At 71.7% G+C, this 17,689-nt stretch carries 16 protein-coding genes; 7 read left to right on the forward strand and 9 right to left on the reverse strand.

Going from position 1 to position 17,689, the window contains the following annotated elements; translation table 11 throughout:
• Window positions 1-44: 44 nt before the first annotated feature.
• A complete protein-coding gene (locus IEY86_RS12510; RefSeq protein WP_189131681.1) occupies window positions 45-737 on the forward strand; it encodes a DUF461 domain-containing protein in 693 nt (230 codons plus the stop codon).
• Window positions 738-1,006: 269 nt separating this feature from the next.
• On the opposite strand, the gene phoP is transcribed toward IEY86_RS12510, so the two are convergent.
• Both phoP and phoR read right to left on the reverse strand, forming a co-directional pair.
• A complete protein-coding gene (gene phoP / locus IEY86_RS12515; RefSeq protein ID WP_189131682.1) occupies window positions 1,007-1,687 on the reverse strand; it encodes a two-component system response regulator PhoP in 681 nt (226 codons plus the stop codon).
• Entirely contained in the window at window positions 1,684-3,069 is a 1,386-nt protein-coding gene (phoR, locus tag IEY86_RS12520) for a two-component system sensor histidine kinase PhoR (RefSeq protein ID WP_189131683.1), read from the reverse strand. Before phoR ends, phoP begins: the two co-directional genes overlap by 4 nt.
• Before the next feature lie 232 nt (window positions 3,070-3,301).
• Here phoR and phoU point away from each other — a divergent pair, with 232 nt between their 5' ends.
• Window positions 3,302-3,964 (forward strand): phosphate signaling complex protein PhoU, encoded by a 663-nt coding sequence (phoU, locus tag IEY86_RS12525; RefSeq protein ID WP_189131684.1) that lies wholly within the window; start codon window positions 3,302-3,304, stop codon window positions 3,962-3,964.
• Window positions 3,965-4,452: 488 nt separating this feature from the next.
• On the opposite strand, the gene IEY86_RS12530 is transcribed toward phoU, so the two are convergent.
• The 3 genes from IEY86_RS12530 to mshA all read right to left on the reverse strand — a co-directional run bounded on the left by IEY86_RS12530 (window position 4,453) and on the right by mshA (window position 7,692).
• On the reverse strand, window positions 4,453-5,214 hold the full coding sequence (locus tag IEY86_RS12530; protein ID WP_189131685.1) for a phosphoglyceromutase: 762 nt from the start codon (window positions 5,212-5,214) through the stop codon (window positions 4,453-4,455).
• 596 nt (window positions 5,215-5,810) lie between these two features.
• Complete coding sequence (locus IEY86_RS12535) at window positions 5,811-6,332, reverse strand: type III secretion system chaperone family protein (protein ID WP_189131686.1); 522 nt, start codon at window positions 6,330-6,332, stop codon at window positions 5,811-5,813.
• 13 nt (window positions 6,333-6,345) lie between these two features.
• A complete protein-coding gene (gene mshA / locus IEY86_RS12540) occupies window positions 6,346-7,692 on the reverse strand; it encodes a D-inositol-3-phosphate glycosyltransferase (protein ID WP_189131687.1) in 1,347 nt (448 codons plus the stop codon).
• Window positions 7,693-7,932: 240 nt separating this feature from the next.
• Between mshA and IEY86_RS12545 the strand changes: the two genes are divergently transcribed.
• The 3 genes from IEY86_RS12545 (at window position 7,933) to IEY86_RS12555 (ending at window position 11,390) form a co-directional block, all read left to right on the forward strand.
• Entirely contained in the window at window positions 7,933-8,739 is an 807-nt protein-coding gene (locus tag IEY86_RS12545) for a class I SAM-dependent methyltransferase (RefSeq protein ID WP_189131688.1), read from the forward strand.
• A gap of 47 nt (window positions 8,740-8,786) precedes the next feature.
• Window positions 8,787-9,845 (forward strand): C40 family peptidase, encoded by a 1,059-nt coding sequence (locus tag IEY86_RS12550; protein ID WP_229698363.1) that lies wholly within the window; start codon window positions 8,787-8,789, stop codon window positions 9,843-9,845.
• A 276-nt stretch (window positions 9,846-10,121) separates the two neighbouring features.
• Window positions 10,122-11,390 (forward strand): PP2C family protein-serine/threonine phosphatase, encoded by a 1,269-nt coding sequence (locus tag IEY86_RS12555; protein ID WP_189131689.1) that lies wholly within the window; start codon window positions 10,122-10,124, stop codon window positions 11,388-11,390.
• An 83-nt stretch (window positions 11,391-11,473) separates the two neighbouring features.
• Here the strand turns inward: IEY86_RS12555 and IEY86_RS12560 are convergent, their stop codons facing one another.
• The 4 genes from IEY86_RS12560 to IEY86_RS36405 form a co-directional block, all read right to left on the reverse strand.
• Entirely contained in the window at window positions 11,474-11,833 is a 360-nt protein-coding gene (locus tag IEY86_RS12560) for a DUF2516 family protein (protein ID WP_373287005.1), read from the reverse strand.
• Between the two features lie 165 nt (window positions 11,834-11,998).
• Window positions 11,999-12,553, reverse strand: a complete 555-nt coding sequence (locus tag IEY86_RS12565) for a hypothetical protein (RefSeq protein WP_189131690.1) — start codon at window positions 12,551-12,553, stop codon at window positions 11,999-12,001.
• A gap of 98 nt (window positions 12,554-12,651) precedes the next feature.
• Window positions 12,652-13,305 (reverse strand): helix-turn-helix domain-containing protein, encoded by a 654-nt coding sequence (locus IEY86_RS12570; protein WP_189131691.1) that lies wholly within the window; start codon window positions 13,303-13,305, stop codon window positions 12,652-12,654.
• Between the two features lie 424 nt (window positions 13,306-13,729).
• Window positions 13,730-14,131, reverse strand: coding sequence for a TetR/AcrR family transcriptional regulator (locus tag IEY86_RS36405; protein WP_229698364.1), 402 nt, complete (start codon window positions 14,129-14,131; stop codon window positions 13,730-13,732).
• Between the two features lie 178 nt (window positions 14,132-14,309).
• Here IEY86_RS36405 and IEY86_RS12580 point away from each other — a divergent pair, with 178 nt between their 5' ends.
• Window positions 14,310-15,146 carry an alpha/beta fold hydrolase gene (locus IEY86_RS12580; RefSeq protein ID WP_189131692.1) on the forward strand — a complete coding sequence of 279 codons (837 nt, stop codon included), beginning with the start codon at window positions 14,310-14,312 and terminating at the stop codon, window positions 15,144-15,146.
• Window positions 15,147-15,255: 109 nt separating this feature from the next.
• Window positions 15,256-17,676: a Tex family protein gene (locus tag IEY86_RS12585; RefSeq protein ID WP_229698366.1), complete on the forward strand. Its 2,421-nt coding sequence runs from the start codon at window positions 15,256-15,258 to the stop codon at window positions 17,674-17,676.
• Window positions 17,677-17,689 lie beyond the last annotated feature (13 nt).

Below are 17,689 nucleotides of genomic sequence, written 5' to 3' on the forward strand. Positions count from 1 at the left end.
CCTTGGACATCTGAAAAACCACCCCCGAAGGAGAAGCCGCCGCCGTGAGCCGCAGCCTTCGACGCGGCGTCCTCGCCGCCTCTCTCGTCCTGGCCGTCGCCCCGCTGTCCGCCTGCGCGGCCAGCAACGACGCGACCACACTGCAGGTCCACCCGGACAATCCGGAGGCCTCAGTGGGCAGCATCCAGGTACAGAACGCCGTGGTGATCGTGCCCGCGGACGGCGGCCCGGACGCCGTCTCCGTCTCCGCCGCGCTCGTCAACAACGGCGGCAGGGCCCAGACCCTGAAGTCGGTGACCGTGCAGGGGCAGTCCCAGCCGCTCAAGCTCGCGGGCCCCAATGGAAAGGGCGGGATCACCGTTCCCGCCAACGGCCAGGTCGTCCTGCTCGGCGGCAAGGACCAGGCCTCGGCGACCCTGCCGGGCGCCGCCGCCCGCGCGCGCAAGGACCTCGGCAGCTTCGAGAAGGTGACGTTCACCTTCAGCTCGACCGGTGAGGTCCCGGTCGACGCGAGCGTGGTTCCGGCCGAGGGCTACTACGAGCCGTTCGGCCCCTCTCCGCAGGCCGCGTCCGGGGCACCGAGCGAGTCGGCCTCGCCCAGCGGCTCGGCCTCCCCCGGGGAGAGCTCGAAGCCGGGCAAGCCTGGCTCGAGTGCCGAGCCGGGCTCCGGCGAGAGCGGCTCGTCCACCCCCAGCGCTCCGCCGAGCCCGAACCCGTCGCAGTCGGCCTCGGGCTGAGCCACGGCGCCGAGCGGCCACAGCGCTCGAAGAGCCCACGACGAGGGCGGGGCACCTCCGGTCCGGAGGTGCCCCGCCCTCGTCTTGCCAGGTGATGCGCGGTGTCAGGTGATGCGCGGCTTCGGATAGTGCGCGGCTTCGGATAGTGCGCGGCTTCGGATAGTGCGCGGCTTCGGATAGTGCGCGGCTTCGGATAGTGCGTGGCTTCGGGTGATGCGCGGCTTCGGGTGATGCTCGCCGTTCGCTGCCGGCGCGCGTCCGTCGGCGGCTTACGGCTCGAACTTGTAGCCGAGGCCGCGCACGGTCACCAGGTAGCGAGGCGCTCCCGGGTCCGGCTCGATCTTGGCGCGCAGCCGCTTGACGTGGACGTCCAGGGTCTTGGTGTCCCCGACGTAGTCGGCGCCCCAGACCCGGTCGATGAGCTGCATACGGGTCAGCACACGGCCCGCGTTGCGCAGCAGCATCTCCAGGAGGTCGAACTCCTTGAGCGGGAGGTCGACCTTGGCACCGCTGACGGTGACCACGTGACGGTCCACGTCCATCCGCACCGGGCCGGCCTCCAGGGCCGCCGGTGTGATCTCCTCGGGCTCCCCGCGGCGCCGCAGCACCGCGCGGATGCGGGCGACCAGCTCCCGCGAGGAGAAGGGCTTCGTCACGTAGTCGTCAGCGCCTATTTCGAGACCGACGACCTTGTCGATCTCGCTGTCCTTGGCGGTGACCATGATCACCGGGACATTGGAGCGGTTGCGCAGCTGGCGGCACACCTCGGTACCCGGCAGGCCGGGAAGCATGAGGTCGAGCAGAACCAGGTCGGCGCCGTTTCGCTCGAACTCGTCGAGCGCGTCCGGGCCGGTGGGAGCGATCGCGACCTCGAACCCCTCCTTGCGGAGCATGTACGAAAGCGCGTCACTGAACGACTCCTCGTCCTCGACGACGAGCACTCGGGTCACGGCAGGACCTCCGGGGCAGGAGAAGCGGGGGTTGCGGGGGTGGTTTGGCGCTGCCGGCCGTTGTGGTCCGGTGCTGAGTCGGATGCGGACGGGGAATCGGGGGTGGAACCCGTGCCGGAGCAGGCGCGGGAAGTCTCGTCGTACGGGTCACCGGGTCCGGGGTACGCCAGGTCGCCGGATTCCGGACCGGGGTACGCCGGGTCGTTGGACGCGTGGGCGCGTCCCTCGCGTCCGACCACAGCTTCGGGGAGGCGGAGGGTGAAGGTGGAGCCCTGGCCCTCCGCGCTCCAGACCGTCACCTCTCCCCCGTGCGAGGCGGCCACGTGCTTGACGATGGACAGGCCCAGCCCGGTGCCACCGGTGGCACGCGAGCGGGCCGGGTCCACACGGTAGAACCTCTCGAAGATCCGCTCGCGGTCGCGCTCGGGGATTCCGATGCCCTGGTCGGTCACGGAGATCTCGATGAGGTTGCCGCCGGGGGCTGCGATGCGGCGGCCCGCGATACCGACCCTGGTACGGGCGGGGCTGTAGTTGACGGCGTTCTCGACGAGGTTGCCGAGCGCCGCGGCGAGCTGGCCGCGGTTGCCGAAGATGTGCAGGTCGGGGGCGGCGCCGGTGGCCATGGTGATCTGCTTGGTGTTCGCCTGGTGGCGGCAGCGGTCCACTGCCTCGGCGACCAGGTCGTCCACGGAGACCGGCTCGGCGTCCTCCATGGGGTGGTCGTTCTGGACCCGGGAGAGGTCGATCAGCTCCTGGACCAGATTGGTCAGGCGGGTGGCCTCGATCTGCATGCGTCCGGCGAAGCGGTGGACGGCCTCCGGGTCGTCGCTGGCGTCCATGACGGCCTCGGACAGCAGCGACAGGGCGCCGACCGGGGTCTTGAGCTCATGGCTCACATTCGCGACGAAGTCCCTGCGCACTGCCTCGATCCTGCGGGCCTCGGTGAGGTCCTCCACGAGGAGGAGGACCAGGCGCGAGCCCAGCGGAGCGACGCGGGCGGAGACGGCGAGGGCCTCGCCCCGTCCCGTTCCACGCCGCGGCAGGTCCAGCTCGACCTGCCGTATCTCGCCGTCGCGGCGAGTGTCCCTTGCCATCTGGAGCATCTGGTCGACCGAGAGCTTGCCGCCGCGGACCAGGCCGAGCGCGTACGCCGCGGAACTCGCCTTGACGACGGTGTCGCCCTCGTCGAGGACCACGGCCGAGGAGCGCAGCACCGACAGGACGGTGTCCACGCCGGGCGGCAGTACGGCCTCGGTGTGCAGGGACGTCCGCGTGAGGCCGGCTTGCTCGCGCTCGCTCCACCTGATGGCGAGCGCGGCGACGAGGCCGGTCACCAGACCGGCAATCGCGCTGGCTGCGGCGACTGCCGCGTTGACGTCCATGTTCTCCAGCGTAGGCGGGGGGAGGGGGTGCTCCGTAGTCGTCCGTATGGGCACTCGAACACTCGTTGCCAAGAGTTCACCCTGGTGTCGGTGGTGGTTCACTCGTGGAGCCCTGCTGGGACAAACGGGCAACGCAGCGTTGAGGACACGCGGCGACACACGGCCATCGAAGGGGCAGACTCGGGGCTGAAAGGCGTGTCGAACGTGACCCAGGCACGAGGAAAGGAAGACAATGCGCGACGCATACCACGAGGAGCTGGACTCGATCGGTGACGGTCTGGTCGAGATGGCCCGGCTCGTCGGGTCCGCGATCGGCCGCGCCACGACCGCGCTCCTGGACGCCGACCTGAAGATCGCGGAGAGTGTGATCGCCGCGGACGAGAAGGTCGACGACCTTCAGCGCGACCTGGAGCAGCGGGCGATCGCGCTGCTCGCCCGCCAGCAGCCCGTGGCCACCGACCTGCGGATCGTGGTGACCTCGCTGCGGATGAGCTCCGACCTCGAGCGGTGCGGCGACCTGGCCCGGCACGTGGCCAAGGTGGCCCGGCTGCGGTACCCGAACTCGGCCGTCCCCTCCGACCTGCATCCCACCATCCTGGAGATGGGGCAGCTCGCGCAGCGGCTCGTCGCCAAGGCGGGCCAGGTGATCACGACCAAGGACGTGGACGCCGCGATGCAGCTGGAGCAGGACGACGACGAGATGGACCTGCTGCACCGCACCCTCTTCCAGCACCTGCTGGACGACCGGTGGAGCCACGGCATCGAGACGGCCGTGGACGTGACGCTGTGCGGCCGCTACTACGAGCGCTTCGCGGACCACGCGGTGTCGGTGGCCAAGCGCGTGGTGTACCTGGTGACGGGTGAGCACGCGGACGAGCTGACGACCACGGCCTGAGCAGCGCTCCGGGAAACGGTGCACCGGGGAGCGCGAGTGTCGATTTGCGCTCCAATGCGCCGTTGATGCGCCTACGGGGGATGGGTGTTCCCTGGAGGGTGGCAGCGTCGACCGCACCGCATTGGAGGGCATTCGATGACCGACTCCCCCACTGTTCCTGGATCGCGTGACCAGCCTTCGACAGATCAGCCGACGCGGCTCGTCTCCACCCCGCTGCCGATTCTGGGAGCGTGCGGATGCGGGGCAGGCTGCGGCTGCGGGTGCCAGTCGGGTGGCTCCTGCCAGTGCGGCGGCTGCTGCGGCTGATCCTCCGAACAGACCGAACGAGCACGGACGACTACCGGACCCATCACACTCCACGCACGAAGGGCCCCACTCCACGGAGCGGGGCCCTTCTCGCTGCGTCCCGAGCGCCGTCCAGTCGGCCCATGAACGGCGACGGCCCTCATCTGCGCCGAACGCGCAGGTGAGGGTCATGATCACAAAGGCTACTTCTTCTTGCCCTGGTTCTTGACGGCCTCGATGGCCGCGGCGGCGGCGTCGGGGTCGAGGTATTTGCCGCCCTTCTCGACGGGGTGGAAGTCGCTGTCGAGCTCGTAGTACAGCGGGATGCCCGTCGGGATGTTCAGGCCGGCGATGTCGGCGTCGGAGATGCCGTCGAGGTGCTTGACCAGGGCCCGCAGGCTGTTGCCGTGGGCGGCGACCAGCACGGTGCGGCCCACCAGCAGGTCGGGGACGATGCCGTCGTACCAGTACGGCAGCATGCGGTGGACGACGTCGCGCAGGCACTCCGTGCGCGGGCGCAGCTCCGGCGGGATCGAGGCGTAGCGGGCGTCGTTGGCCTGCGAGAACTCGCTGTCGTCGTCGATGGGCGGCGGCGGGACGTCGTAGGAGCGGCGCCAGAGCATGAACTGCTCCTCGCCGAACTCCTTGAGCGTCTGGGCCTTGTCCTTGCCCTGGAGCGCTCCGTAGTGGCGCTCGTTGAGGCGCCAGGAGCGCCGTACCGGGATCCAGTGGCGGTCGGCCTCGTTGAGGGCGAGCTGGGCGGTGCGGATCGCCCGGCGCTGGAGGGAGGTGTGGACGACGTCCGGGAGGAGCCCGGCGTCGCGAAGCAGTTCGCCGCCGCGGACGGCTTCCTTCTCCCCCTTCTCATTGAGGTTGACGTCGACCCAACCGGTGAACAGGTTCTTCGCGTTCCACTCGCTCTCGCCGTGGCGGAGGAGGATCAGCTTGTAAGCAGCGTCGGCCATGGCCCGAGCTTATGCGACCCGCTCAAAACCCGGTGGTGCAGGTCCCCCTCCGACAGTAATGCCCACTACCGCCATTCACCACTTACGCCACCATGTGCGCCACGGGGTCCACGGGGGAGCCTCAGCATGCCTTCAAGTCCTGCCGTATCCGGCCTCGGACGTGCCGTCCGCGAGACCGTCCCGGGCCTGCCCCGCCAGCCCTGGTGGCTGCGGACCAGCACCCTGGTCGGCTGATCGTCCTGCTCCAGATCCCGGTCACCCGGATCATCACCGGCCGCAGCCCCGCCAAGCTGCTCGCGCTCTCCGCACTGCTGTGCGGCTACGGCTTCGGGCCGACCGCGTTCGCCGGGTCGATGGGCGGCGGCCTGGTGCTCGACCGCTTCGGCGGCGCCACGCTGTGGAGCGCGAGCGCGGTCGTGGGCACGGTGGCCGCGCTCGGCTACTGGACCCTGCTGCGCACCCGCGCGAGCGCGGCGGCCGCGAAGCTCCGGGCCCCGAGCCCTGCCCGGCGCCGGAGGCGGCGGCCTAGGACTGGCCGGGCCCTGGGGCGGCGCAGCGTTCCCGCCGAGCCTTCCGGCAGGAACCGGCGCCGGGGGTCATTCGCCGGACGGGCGGCGGGAGGGGTCCGCCAGATGCGCGAACGCCTCCAGGTTCCGCAGGCTCTCGCCGCGCTTGACCCTCCAGTCCCACTCCTTGCGGATGGAGGTGGCGAACCCCAGCTCCAGCAGGGTGTTGAAGCTGCCGTCCGCGTTCTCCAGCACCGTGCCGAGCAGCCGGTCCAGTTCCTCGGCGGTGACGGCGGCCAGGGCGAGCTTGCCCACGAGGAAGACGTCGCCGAGCCGGTCGATCGCGTAACTCACCCCGTACAGCCGGGTGTTGCGCTCCAGAAGCCAGCGGTAGACGGCCTCGTGGTTCTCGTCGGGACGGCGCACCACGAAGGCGTTGAGGGAGAGGGTGTGCCCGCCCACGACGAGCGAGCAGGTCGTGGAGAGCTTGCGGGTGCCGGGGAGAGTCACCACGAACGAGTACGGGTCGGGCCGCTCCCAGGCGAGCTCCGCGTCCTTCAGCGTGTCCTCGACAAGCTGTGCGACGCGCTCGCGCTCCTCCGTGTCACCCATGGGGCGATGGTAGTCAGACGTGGACGGGTCGGCGTCCCGGGGCGGTCACGTCGGCGTACACATCGGCCATCGCCGAGGCCGACGCGCCCCAGCCGAACGCCTCCGCGTGCCGTGCCGCCGCCTCCCCGAGGGAGCGGCGCAGCCGCGGCCGGTCCACGAAGCGGCGCAGCACCCTCGCGTAGTCGGCGGGGTCGTGCCCATCGACCAGGAATCCGGTGACCCCGTCGCGCACCGCCACCGGCAGTCCGCCGACCGCGGCCGCGACCACCGGGGTCCCGCAGGCCTGCGCCTCGATGGCCACGAGGCCGAAGGACTCGCTGTAGGAGGGGGTGACCAAGGTGGTGGCCGCGCGGTACCAGTCGGCGAGCTCGCGCTGGCCGACCGGGGGCTGGAAGCGGACGACGTCGGCGATGCCGAGGCGGGCGGCGAGCTTGTGCAGATGCTCCGGCTTGGCCAGTCCCGTTCCGCTGGGACCGCCGACGACCGGGACGACGAGCCGGTCGCGCAGGCCCGGGTCCTGTTCGAGCAGGACGGCGACCGCACGCAGCAGGACGTCGGGGGCCTTCAGCGGCTGTATCCGGCCCGCGAACAGCGGGATGACCGCGTCCTGCGGCAGTCCCAGCCTGCGGCGGGCGGCCGCACGGCCGTCCGCACGGCGGAAGAGGTCGAGGTTGACGCCGGGGTGGACGACCTCGATGCGGTCCGCGGGGGCGTCGTAGTGGAGGGCGAGTTCGTCCGCCTCCTCGGCGGTGTTGGCGATGAGCCGCTGGGCGGCGTCCACGACCTGGGTCTCGCCGATGATCCGCGCGGCGGGCTCAGGGGTGTCCCCCTCGGCCAGGGCGGCGTTCTTGACCTTCGCCATGGTGTGCATGGTGTGCACCAGCGGCACCCCCCAGCGCTCGGCGGAGAGCCAGCCGACCTGCCCGGAGAGCCAGTAGTGGGAGTGCACGAGGTCGTAGTAGCCGGGCCGGTGGGAGGCCTCGGCCTGCAGAACGCCGTGGGTGAACGCGCACAGTTGCGCGGGCAGCTCCTCCTTGGCCAGTCCCTCGTAGGGGCCGGCGTCGACGTGCCGCACGAGCACACCGGGGGCGAGGTCAACGGTCGGCGGCAGCGCCCCGGTCGTGGCACGGGTGAAGATCTCCACCTCGACGCCGAGCTCGGCGAGCCGCTTGGACAGCTCCACGATGTAGACGTTCATTCCGCCCGCGTCGCCCGTGCCGGGCTGGTGCAGCGGCGAGGTGTGGACGCTGAGCATGGCGACCCTGCGGGGTCTGCGCGAGTAGCCGGAGAAACGGCGACGCAGGGCCCTGGCGGGGCGTACGCCCGCGCGCCTGCCCAGCCGAGCAACGTGCTGGCTCACCTCGAGCGACCTCCCGTGTTGCGCCCCGAGCCACGCTGCCCGACAGCTGATGTGCTTGCCTGCCCACCTTTGCCCCCGCATGCGGACGGGGATGTCCACCGAAGCTGAACAGGCTGGAGGCCGCACACATTTCCTCGTTACCCAATCGTTACCATCGGATCGCGACAGGAGGCCGCACAAGGGCCGCCTCGGGTCACCTCGTGGCATAAGGGACGACCCGAGCGCCTTACGCTTCTGCGCATGGACAAGCCGGTGGGGACGGTGACGCGGGGGACCACCAATCCCAACCGGTTGCGCCGCATGGATCGCTGGGTGGCCGCGTGCCACGCCGCGCCCCTTCGGCATGCGGTGGACCCGGTCGCCGTCGACCTCGGATACGGCGCGGCGCCCTGGACCGCCGTGGAACTGCTGGACCGGCTCAGGAGGGTCCGCCCCGACACCGAGGTGGTCGGCATCGAGATCGAGCCGGCCAGGGTGGCCGCGGCCGGACGCTTCGCGCGGCCCGGACTGTCGTTCCGGCGGGGCGGCTTCGAGGTGCCGCTGGGCGCGGGTCGGCGGCCCGTCCTGATCAGGGCGGCCAATGTGCTGCGCCAGTACGACGAGGGCGAGGTCGCCGCCGTGTGGGCGGCGCTGTGCTCGCGGCTGGCACCCGAGGGCCTGCTCGTCGAGGGGACCTGTGACGAGATAGGGCGGCGGCATGTGTGGGTCGCGCTCGGGCCGGAGGGGCCGCGCACCGTGACCTTCGCCGCACGGCTGGGCTCACTGGCGGCACCCTCCGACCTCGCCGAGCGGCTGCCCAAGGCGCTGATCCACCGCAATGCGCCCGGGGAGCCTGTGCACGCCTTCCTGCTCGACTTCGACCGGGCGTGGGCCGCGGCGGCGCCGTTCGGGGCGTTCGGCGCCCGCCAGCGGTGGGTGCAGGCGGTGCGCTCGCTGGCCGGGGCATGGCCGGTGGTGGACGGCCCGGCGCGCTGGCGGCAGGGCGAGGTCACCGTGGCGTGGAGCGCGCTCGCCCCGAGGGACGGGGCCCTCTCGCTTCCGGTTTGACGCGGGCCGTGGCACCATCCGCCCACTGAGTGACGGACCATCAGATCATGGGGGGCCGTGCCATGGGGAGGACACCCGGATCCGCGGCGGGCCGTGCGGCCGCGGCGCTGGCGCTCTCGCTCACCTTCGCGCTCGGCGGCACGGCCGAGGCGGCTCCCGCGCCGGAGCGGCCCCTCACCCTCGAACAGCTCCGCGCGCGGGTGGACTCCCTCTACCGTGACGCCGAGCGCGCCACCGACGCCTACAACGGCGCCCAGCAGGAGATCGTCCGCCGGCAGAAGGACATCGTCACCCTCGCCCGCGCGATCGTCGCCGCGCAAAAGCGCGTCACCACGCTCAGGACCGAGATCGGCTCGTTCGCCCGCGCGCAGTACCGCGGCTCGGGGATGTCCGCCGAGCTGGAACTGATGCTCTCCGCCGGCCCCGACGAGTACCTCGAGCGTGAGCCGCTGGTCCAAAAGGGCGCCCATGCCGCGGCGAGCGCCCTCTCCCGTTTCCGGCGGGCGAACCGCGAACTCGACGCCTACGCCAAATCCGCCACCGACCGGCTGAGCGGGCTCCAGCGGTCGCGGCGCGCCAAGGCCGCCGCGAGGAAGAGGATCATGACGCGGCTGGCCCGGGCCGAGACGCTGCTCTCCCGCCTGGAGACGCACGAGCGGGACCGTCTCCAGCGGCTCGAGGACGAGGCCGCGCACCGCTCCCAGGTGACCTGGCTCAAGAAGACCCCGGGCGTCGGTACCCACGGCCCGGTGTCGGACGCGGCCGGGCGGGCGGTGGCGTTCGCCAAGGCGCAGCTCGGCAAGCCGTACCGGTGGGGGGCGCAGGGACCGGACGCGTTCGACTGCTCGGGGCTGACCTCGCAGGCGTGGGCGGCGGCCGGGCGGCCGATCCCGCGCACGTCCCAGGCGCAGTGGGCCGCGCTGCCGCGTGTGCCGGTCACCGGTATGCGACCGGGCGATCTGATCGTCTACTTCCACGACGCCGGCCACGTCGCCCTCTACATCGGCGGTGGAGCGGTCATCCACGCCCCCCGGCCCGGCCGCTCGATCACCGTGGCGGGCGCGGGCTCCATGCCGATCCTGGGCGTTGTCCGCCCGGACGCGTGAGGGGTGAGGAGTTCGCGGTGTCCACCGCTGGGGCGCTCGCGGTGTCCACCGCCGGGGCGCTCGCGGTGTCCACCACGGCGCCGACTTCCTGTTGGGTGATGTCCTCGCGACCGGCGTGATGTTCGTCATGCCGCCGATGGTCCTGTCCGATCGCCAAATGGCGCTCCGACCACCGCATATGCCATGGGCGGCATTACGCCATGCGACCCTCTCCCGCCCCGGCGGGCGGCTAGGGTCTGCGGCAATGCCCTCAGGGGAGCGAAGGATTTTTCGACGATGACCAGCCCTGAACGGGAGATCGAACGGCTGCGGACCCCTGGCCTCGGGAGCCCGCTCCCAGCCGTGCCCAGGCAGCGCCAGGAGGAACCGGCGTCCGTGCCCGCGCAGTTCCCGCAGGACTGCCTGACGCTCCTCGTTGTCGGCGACGATCCGCAGGACGCGTTCACCGTCGAGCAGGCGCTGGCGGCCGCGGGCACCCGGGTGCGAATACGCCGGGCCCGCAACCTCACCGAGGTGGGCCGGCTCCTCACCGACGACGTGAACTGCATCATGCTCGATCTGGACCTGCCCGGACGCCAGGAGCTCGAGACGCTCCACGAGGTGCTGCGGCTCGCCCCGCGCACGGCGGTCCTCGGCATCACCGGCGAGGCGGACACGGGGCGCGGCGCCGAAGCGGTGCGGATCGGGGCGCAGGACTACCTCGTCAAGGGTGAGCTGGGCGGCAGCTGGCTGACCCGGGCCATCCGCTACGCGGTGGAGCGCAAAAGGGCCGACATCTCCCAGCGGCAGCTCGCCGAGTCCCGGCTCAGAGCCCGCGAGAACGCCCGCCTCGAACGCGGACTGCTGCCCAACCCCCTGCTCGGCGGCGCGGGACTGAGCTTCGCCGCCCGCTACCGCCCGGGCCGCAGCCGCTCGCTGCTCGGCGGGGACTTCTACGACACCGTCCGCTCCCCCGACGGCACCGTGCACGCGATGATCGGCGATGTCTGCGGTCACGGCCCGGACGAGGCGGCGCTCGGCGTGGAGCTGCGTATCGCCTGGCGGGCACTGACCTTCGCCGGTATCGGCGGCGAGGAACTCCTGACAACGTTGCAACAGGTCCTCGAGGCCGAGCGCCCGGACGACGAGATCTTCGCGACGCTGTGCGCCGTGGACATCGCCCCGGACGCGCGCAGCGCCGATCTCTATCTGGCCGGCCACCCCGTTCCGCTGGTGAGCCGGGCGGGCTCAGCGCCCGAGCTGCTGCCGTACGAGGAGGGCGGTCCGGCGCTGGGCCTTCTGCCCGGCGGGCACTGGCCCCGGCGCAGGGTGGAGCTCGGCGACGCGTGGAGCCTGATGCTCTACACGGACGGCCTGATCGAGGGCCGGGTCGGCGAGGGATCGGCGCGCCTCGGACAGGACGGCATGGTCGACGTCATCGGCCGCCTGCTCCGCGAGGGGCTGAGCGGGCAGCATCTGCTGGACGCGGCGCTGGTCGAGGTCGAGCGGCTCAACGAGGGCGTGCTCACCGACGACGTCGCGATGGTGCTGCTCGACCGCGGCTGAACGACGAGCTGAACGGACCGGGGCAACAGACCGGGGCAACGGACCACGGGAACAGTCCGGCGGAACGGCCGCTCGACAAGCCCTTACCAGGGGCCGTACGGGCCCATGTGGTCGCCGTTGCCCCTCTTGCGTCCACCCGTGATCTGCTTGACCGCCGGACGGACGTCGACGACGTACACGATCGCGGCGATCAGGCCGATGATCGGCAGGAAGCTGCGGATGTCGAAGCCGAAGAACCAGTCGGTGAAGGTGAACAGGCCGAGGATGATCAGCCAGAACGGCTTGGTCTGCTTGCCCGCCGCGGTGAAGGCGTCCTTGCGGCGGAAGGCCGCGTCGACGAACGCGAACAGTTTGAAGACGAAGAGTGCGAAGCCGAGAATGACCAGCCCGTCCTCGAAGCGGGGGACCAGCTGCAGCTGGCCGGCGGCCATCATCACATTCATCGCTCCTCCACGAACGGCCGGGCACGGCTGGACTCACCGTACCCGTGCAACGGACCGGGCACCCGTGAGGTGCCCGGTCCAGCTTCGACCGTTCTGTCGCATCGGCCGTTCTGCCGCATCGGCCGTTCTGTGCCGTTGCGGTGCTCCGGTCGCCCGGCCGCCCGATTACTCGGCGGACTTGGCCGGGGCGGTCTTCTTGGTGGCCGGCTTGCGTGCCGGGGCCTTCTTGGCGGCGGGCTCGGACCCGGCCGCGGAAGCGGAGCCGTTCTTCTTGGTCTGCGGGTCCGGCTCGATGGCGACGGCGACGTCCTCGACCTGCTCGGCGGCGTCGCCCCGCAGGTTGTTCACGACGACACGGCCGCGCTCGGCCAGCTCGTCGTAGGCCTCGCGGGCCTTGACCGCGGCCTCGGCGGCGCGGCCGACCTGCTGGAGGGCGAAGTCCTGAGCGGAGTCACGCAGCTGCTTGACGTCGACGGACGACACGATCTCGTTGAACTTGACCTGGGCTTCCCGGGCGCGCTCGGAGACCTTCTCCGAGACGACCTTGGGGTCGGCACCGGCGCGCACCGCCGCGAACCGCTCGGGCGCCTCCGCGCGCAGCTTCTCGATGAGCACGGGTACCTCGCGGGCCTTCTCGACGCTCAGGTCGATGGTGCCGGCGACGGCGTAGAGCGGGGTGGGGTCGGTGAGGGTCTTGCGCAGGTCATCGGCGATGGCCATGACGGGGGTCCTCCGTGACGTCTTGGGTGAGGGTTCTCGGGTGGGGGGATTTGGGGGATTTCGGCGGTTGGCTCAGGCGTGCGGGTCAGGCGTGCGGGTCAGGCGGTGGAGGCCGCGGCGGCCTCGTCGCCGCCGGCGGTCCCTTCCGCCCTGGTCGCCCTGGTCGCTTCGGTGGACCTGCGGGGCGAGCGCACGGCCCGCCCGGCCACCTTCTCGGCGACCTTCTTCGCGGTCTTCTTGGCCGCGCGCTTGACCGGTGCGACGCCGTCGCCCTCGATCGAGGGCTTGCGCGCGGTCTTCGTCGCGGTCTTCTTGACGGTCTTCTTCGCAGCGCGCTCGCGCGCGGGCGGCACGGCGGCGGTTTCGCCCGCCACCGCCTCGGCTGGGTTGTCCGGGACACCCTCCGCGAAGCCGTTCTCCTTGCGGAACGACTCATAGATCTGGAGCAGCACCTGCTTCTGCCGCTCGTTGATCGTGGGGTCCGTCAGGATGGCGCTGTGCACCTCGAGCGCGTCGCGGTCGCGCTCGTCGAGTATGCCGGCCTGCACGTACAGGCTCTCCGCCGAGATCCGCAGTGCCTTCGCGATCTGCTGGAGGATCTCCGCGGAGGGCTTGCGCAGCCCGCGCTCGATCTGGCTCAGGTAGGGGTTGGACACCCCCGCCGCGTCGGCGAGCTGGCGCAGCGAGTACTGCGCGCTGCGGCGCTGCTCGCGGATGTACTCGCCGAGGGAGCCGACGTTGAGTGAGGCCATGTCCTCGATACTGCACGCTCGTGCTAACTATTGCAAGCGAACCGCTTGCAACGGTGCTGTTTCAGCCAGATGACGTAGCGCGTCAGGGAACTCCTGACGCCCCGCCGGACACGGATGGCCCAAGCGAAGCCGCAGCTCAGAGCCCCGCACCAGGCCACCCGGAAAGCCGAGCCGGACCATCGAGGACCGCCTGGCGGTCTGCGCCGGGGCATCCATGCGCCGACGCCGGCCCCGCTGTCCGCCGGCCCACTGTCCGCCTGCCCGCTGTCCGCCTGCCCACTGTCCGAGGGCGGCACGCACCGCGTTCGCGGCGCAGGCGCCCGCGGCAGGCATGGGCTCCGGCCTCCTTCCTGGCCGCCCGGGCCAGCATGAGCGCACCCTCCAGCAGGGCGATCGTGGAAATGCTCAAGCTCCGGGCCCCCTCCTACGGGATGCCCGCGGCGGCGTACCGCTCGGCCGGCGCCGCGATCCACGTCTCGAACACCTGCGCCGTGGCCGGCCGCAGCGGCTCGTTCGTACCCGCCACCTCCAGGGCGACCGTCCCGATCGGGCAGGCGTCGGTGTGGTGCGTCTCCGCCAGGACCCGCGCCGCGCCCGCGAAACAGTCCTCGATCCCCGCGACCGCGTCCGACGCCGCGTCGATGACCGCGGTCACCAGCTCCAGATACCTGGCCCCGGACCAGCGGACGACCTCCCCGCCGAGCTGTTCCTTGCCGCCGGGGAAGAAGGGGTACAGCGAGCCGAACGGAGCCTGCGCCTCGGCCACGACCTGCTTCATCCCGGTGCCGGTGAAGCCCCGGCGGCGGAAGGGCTCCGCCCGCGGCATCCATGATCCGCTGCCTGGTGCCGACCGCGCCGGCGTCGCTCCTGCCATCACTGCCTCCCCTGGGACCGCTCCTCCCAGCCCAGCGCTGGAGCGATCTGTCCAATACGATCCGTCACCACCGAGCAGGCGGTGAACACGGCACGACGAATACGGCAGGACGCACGGGGAGGAGAGCTCGATGCCCACCACGGAACTGAGCGCCGGAGTCCTCGAGTACGAGGACACGGGAGGCGACGGCCCGGTCGTGGTCCTCCTCCACGGGCTCGCGATGGACGGCTCCTACTGGCGCAAGGTCGTTCCCGAGCTGAGCCCGGACCACCGCGTCGTCGTCCCGACGCTTCCCCTGGGCAGCCACCGCGTTCCCATGCGGCCGGACGCCGATCTGTCCTCGCGGGGCATCGGCCGTCTGCAGGCCGAGTTCCTGGAGCGCCTGGACCTGCGGGACGTCACCCTCGTCGGCAGCGACTCCGGGCTCTTCCAGTTCGCCGCACCCCTCGCCCGCGACCGCGTCGCCCGCCTGGTGGTCACTTCCTGCGAGGCCTTCGAGAACTTCCCACCCGGCCTGCCCGGCAGGGCCATCCACCTCGCCTCCAAGATCCCCGGCGGCATCGCCGCGGTCGCCGCCTCGCTGCGCCTTCGGCCGCTGCGCCGCACCCCGGCGACGCTGGGGCGCATGACGAAGCGGCCCATCCCTCACGAGGTCACCGACCGGTGGTTCCAGCCGCTCATCGGCGACCCGGACATCCGCCGCGACCTGACCAGATACCTCAGGTCCGTACGCCCCGGCGACATGCTGGAGGCGGCCGAGGGCCTGCGCACCTTCGACCGGCCGGCCCTCGTGGTGTGGGCGGGCGAGGACCGCTGCATGCCGCTCGCGCACGGCCGGCGGCTGGCGGATCTGCTCCCGAACGCCCGGCTCGTGGAGATCGCGGACAGCGGGACCTTCCTGCCGGAGGACCAGCCCGTCGCCCTCGCCCGAGCGATCCGCGAGTTCACCGAGAAGCCGCTGGCCTGAAGCGGTCGCGGGCGTGTTGCCCGACCGCCGCCTCCCCCACCGGCGAGACAATCGGGGGCGCACCCCTGCACAATGCACCACAAGCTCAGGGAGAAGGCGGAACAGCATCGTGACGACGGCAACGGCGGCCACCACGGCCATCCACCGCAGGATCGCCGAGGAACTCGGCGTGCGCGAAGGGCAGGTGACGGCGGCCGTCGACCTGCTCGACGGCGGGGCCACGGTCCCGTTCATCGCCCGCTACCGCAAGGAGGCGACCGGCACCCTCGACGACACGCAGCTGCGCACCCTCGAGGAACGGCTGCGCTACCTGCGCGAGTTGGAGGAGCGGCGCACCGCCGTGCTCGACTCGATCCGCGCGCAGGGCAAGCTCGACGAGGCGCTCGAGGCGCAGATCCTCGCCGCCGACTCCAAGGCGCGGCTGGAGGACATCTACCTGCCGTTCAAGCCCAAGCGCCGCACCAAGGCGCAGATCGCCCGCGAGGCCGGGCTGGAGCCGCTGGCGGACCGGCTCCTCACCGATCCGTCGAACGATCCCCAGGCGGCCGCCGCCTCCTTCGTGGACGAGGACAAGGGCGTCGCCGACGCAGCCGCCGCGCTCGAAGGAGCGAGGGCGATCCTCGTGGAGCGGTTCGCGGAGGACGCCGACCTCGTCGGTGAGCTGCGTGAGCGCATGTGGGAGCGCGGACGGCTCGTGGCCAAGGTGCGTGAGGGCAAGGAGGAGGCGGGCGCGAAGTTCGCGGACTACTTCGACTTCGCGGAGCCGTTCACCAAGCTCCCCTCGCACCGCATCCTCGCGATGTTCCGCGGGGAGAAGGAGGAGGTCCTCGACCTCACCCTGGAGCCGACGGAGTCGGACGAGGACGAGGCCGCCACCGGCTACGAGATCCGGATCGCCTCGCGCTTCGGCGTCGCCGACCACGGGCGGCCCGCAGACCGCTGGCTCGGCGACACGGTCCGCTGGGCCTGGCGCACCCGCGTCCTGGTCCGGCTCGGCCTGGACCTGCGGACGCGGCTGCGGCAGGAGGCCGAGGACGAGGCCGTGCGCGTCTTCGCGGCGAACCTGCGCGACCTCCTGCTCGCCGCCCCCGCCGGAACCCGCGCCACGATGGGCCTCGACCCGGGCTTCCGCACCGGCGTGAAGGTGGCCGTGGTGGACGACACCGGCAAGGTCGTCGCCACCGAGACCGTCTACCCGCACGTCCCGCAGCGGCGCTGGGACGAGTCGATCGCCGTCCTCGAACGCCTCGCCCGCGAGCACCGTGTGGACCTGATCGCCATCGGCAACGGCACCGCGTCCCGGGAGACCGACAAGCTGGCCGCCGACCTGATCAAGGCGCACCCGCAGCTGAAGCTCACCAAGGCCGTCGTCTCCGAGGCGGGCGCCTCGGTGTACTCCGCCTCCGCGTTCGCCTCGCAGGAACTGCCCGAGCTGGACGTGTCGCTGCGCGGCGCGGTCTCCATCGCCCGCCGTCTCCAGGACCCGCTCGCGGAGCTGGTGAAGATCGACCCCAAGTCGATCGGTGTCGGGCAGTACCAGCACGATCTGTCCGAGCTGAAGCTGTCCCGTTCGCTGGACGCCGTGGTCGAGGACTGCGTGAACGGCGTCGGCGTGGACGTCAACACCGCCTCCGCTCCCCTGCTGACCCGGGTGTCCGGCATCGGCGCGGGACTGGCGGAGAACATCGTGCGGCACCGTGACACCAACGGCCCGTTCCGCTCCCGCAAGGCGCTCAAGGAGGTGCCGCGCCTGGGCGCCAAGGCGTTCGAGCAGTGCGCGGGCTTCCTGCGCATCCCGGACGGCGACGACCCGCTCGACGCCTCCAGCGTGCACCCGGAGGCGTACCCGGTGGTGCGGCGGATCCTCCTGACGACCGGTGGCGGGCTCAAGGAGCTGATCGGCAACGACCGGGTGCTGAAGTCGCTGAAGCCCACGGACTTCGTGGACACCACCTTCGGTCTGCCGACCGTGACCGACATCCTCAAGGAGCTGGAGAAGCCGGGTCGCGACCCGCGTCCGGCGTTCAGGACCGCCGAGTTCAAGGAGGGCGTCGACAAGATCGGCGACCTGGAGCCGGGCATGCTCCTGGAGGGCGTGGTGACGAATGTGGCCGCGTTCGGCGCGTTCGTGGACGTCGGCGTCCACCAGGACGGCCTGGTGCACGTCTCCGCCATGGCGAAGACATTCGTCAAGGACCCGCGTGACGTGGTCAAACCGGGCGACATCGTGCGGGTGAAGGTGCTGGACGTGGATGTGCCGCGCAAGCGCATCTCGCTGACGCTGCGCCTTGACGAGGAGACCGGGCGCGGGGACCGGCCGGACCGCGGAGGCCGTGGCGGCCGGGGCGAGCGCGGAGGCCGGGGCGAGCAGCGGGGCGAGCGTGGAAGGGGCGGCGGGAACGGCGGCGGGGGCAGCGGCAGCGGCGGGAACCGCACGCCGAGGCCGCGCGGCTCGAACTCCAACACCGGCTCGGGCGGAGGCGGCGCCCTCGCCGACGCCCTGCGCCGGGCGGGCCTGGTCAAGGACTAGCGGACGCCGGAGG

It is taken from the genome of Wenjunlia tyrosinilytica (assembly GCF_014646055.1).
Classification (GTDB): domain Bacteria; phylum Actinomycetota; class Actinomycetes; order Streptomycetales; family Streptomycetaceae; genus Wenjunlia; species Wenjunlia tyrosinilytica.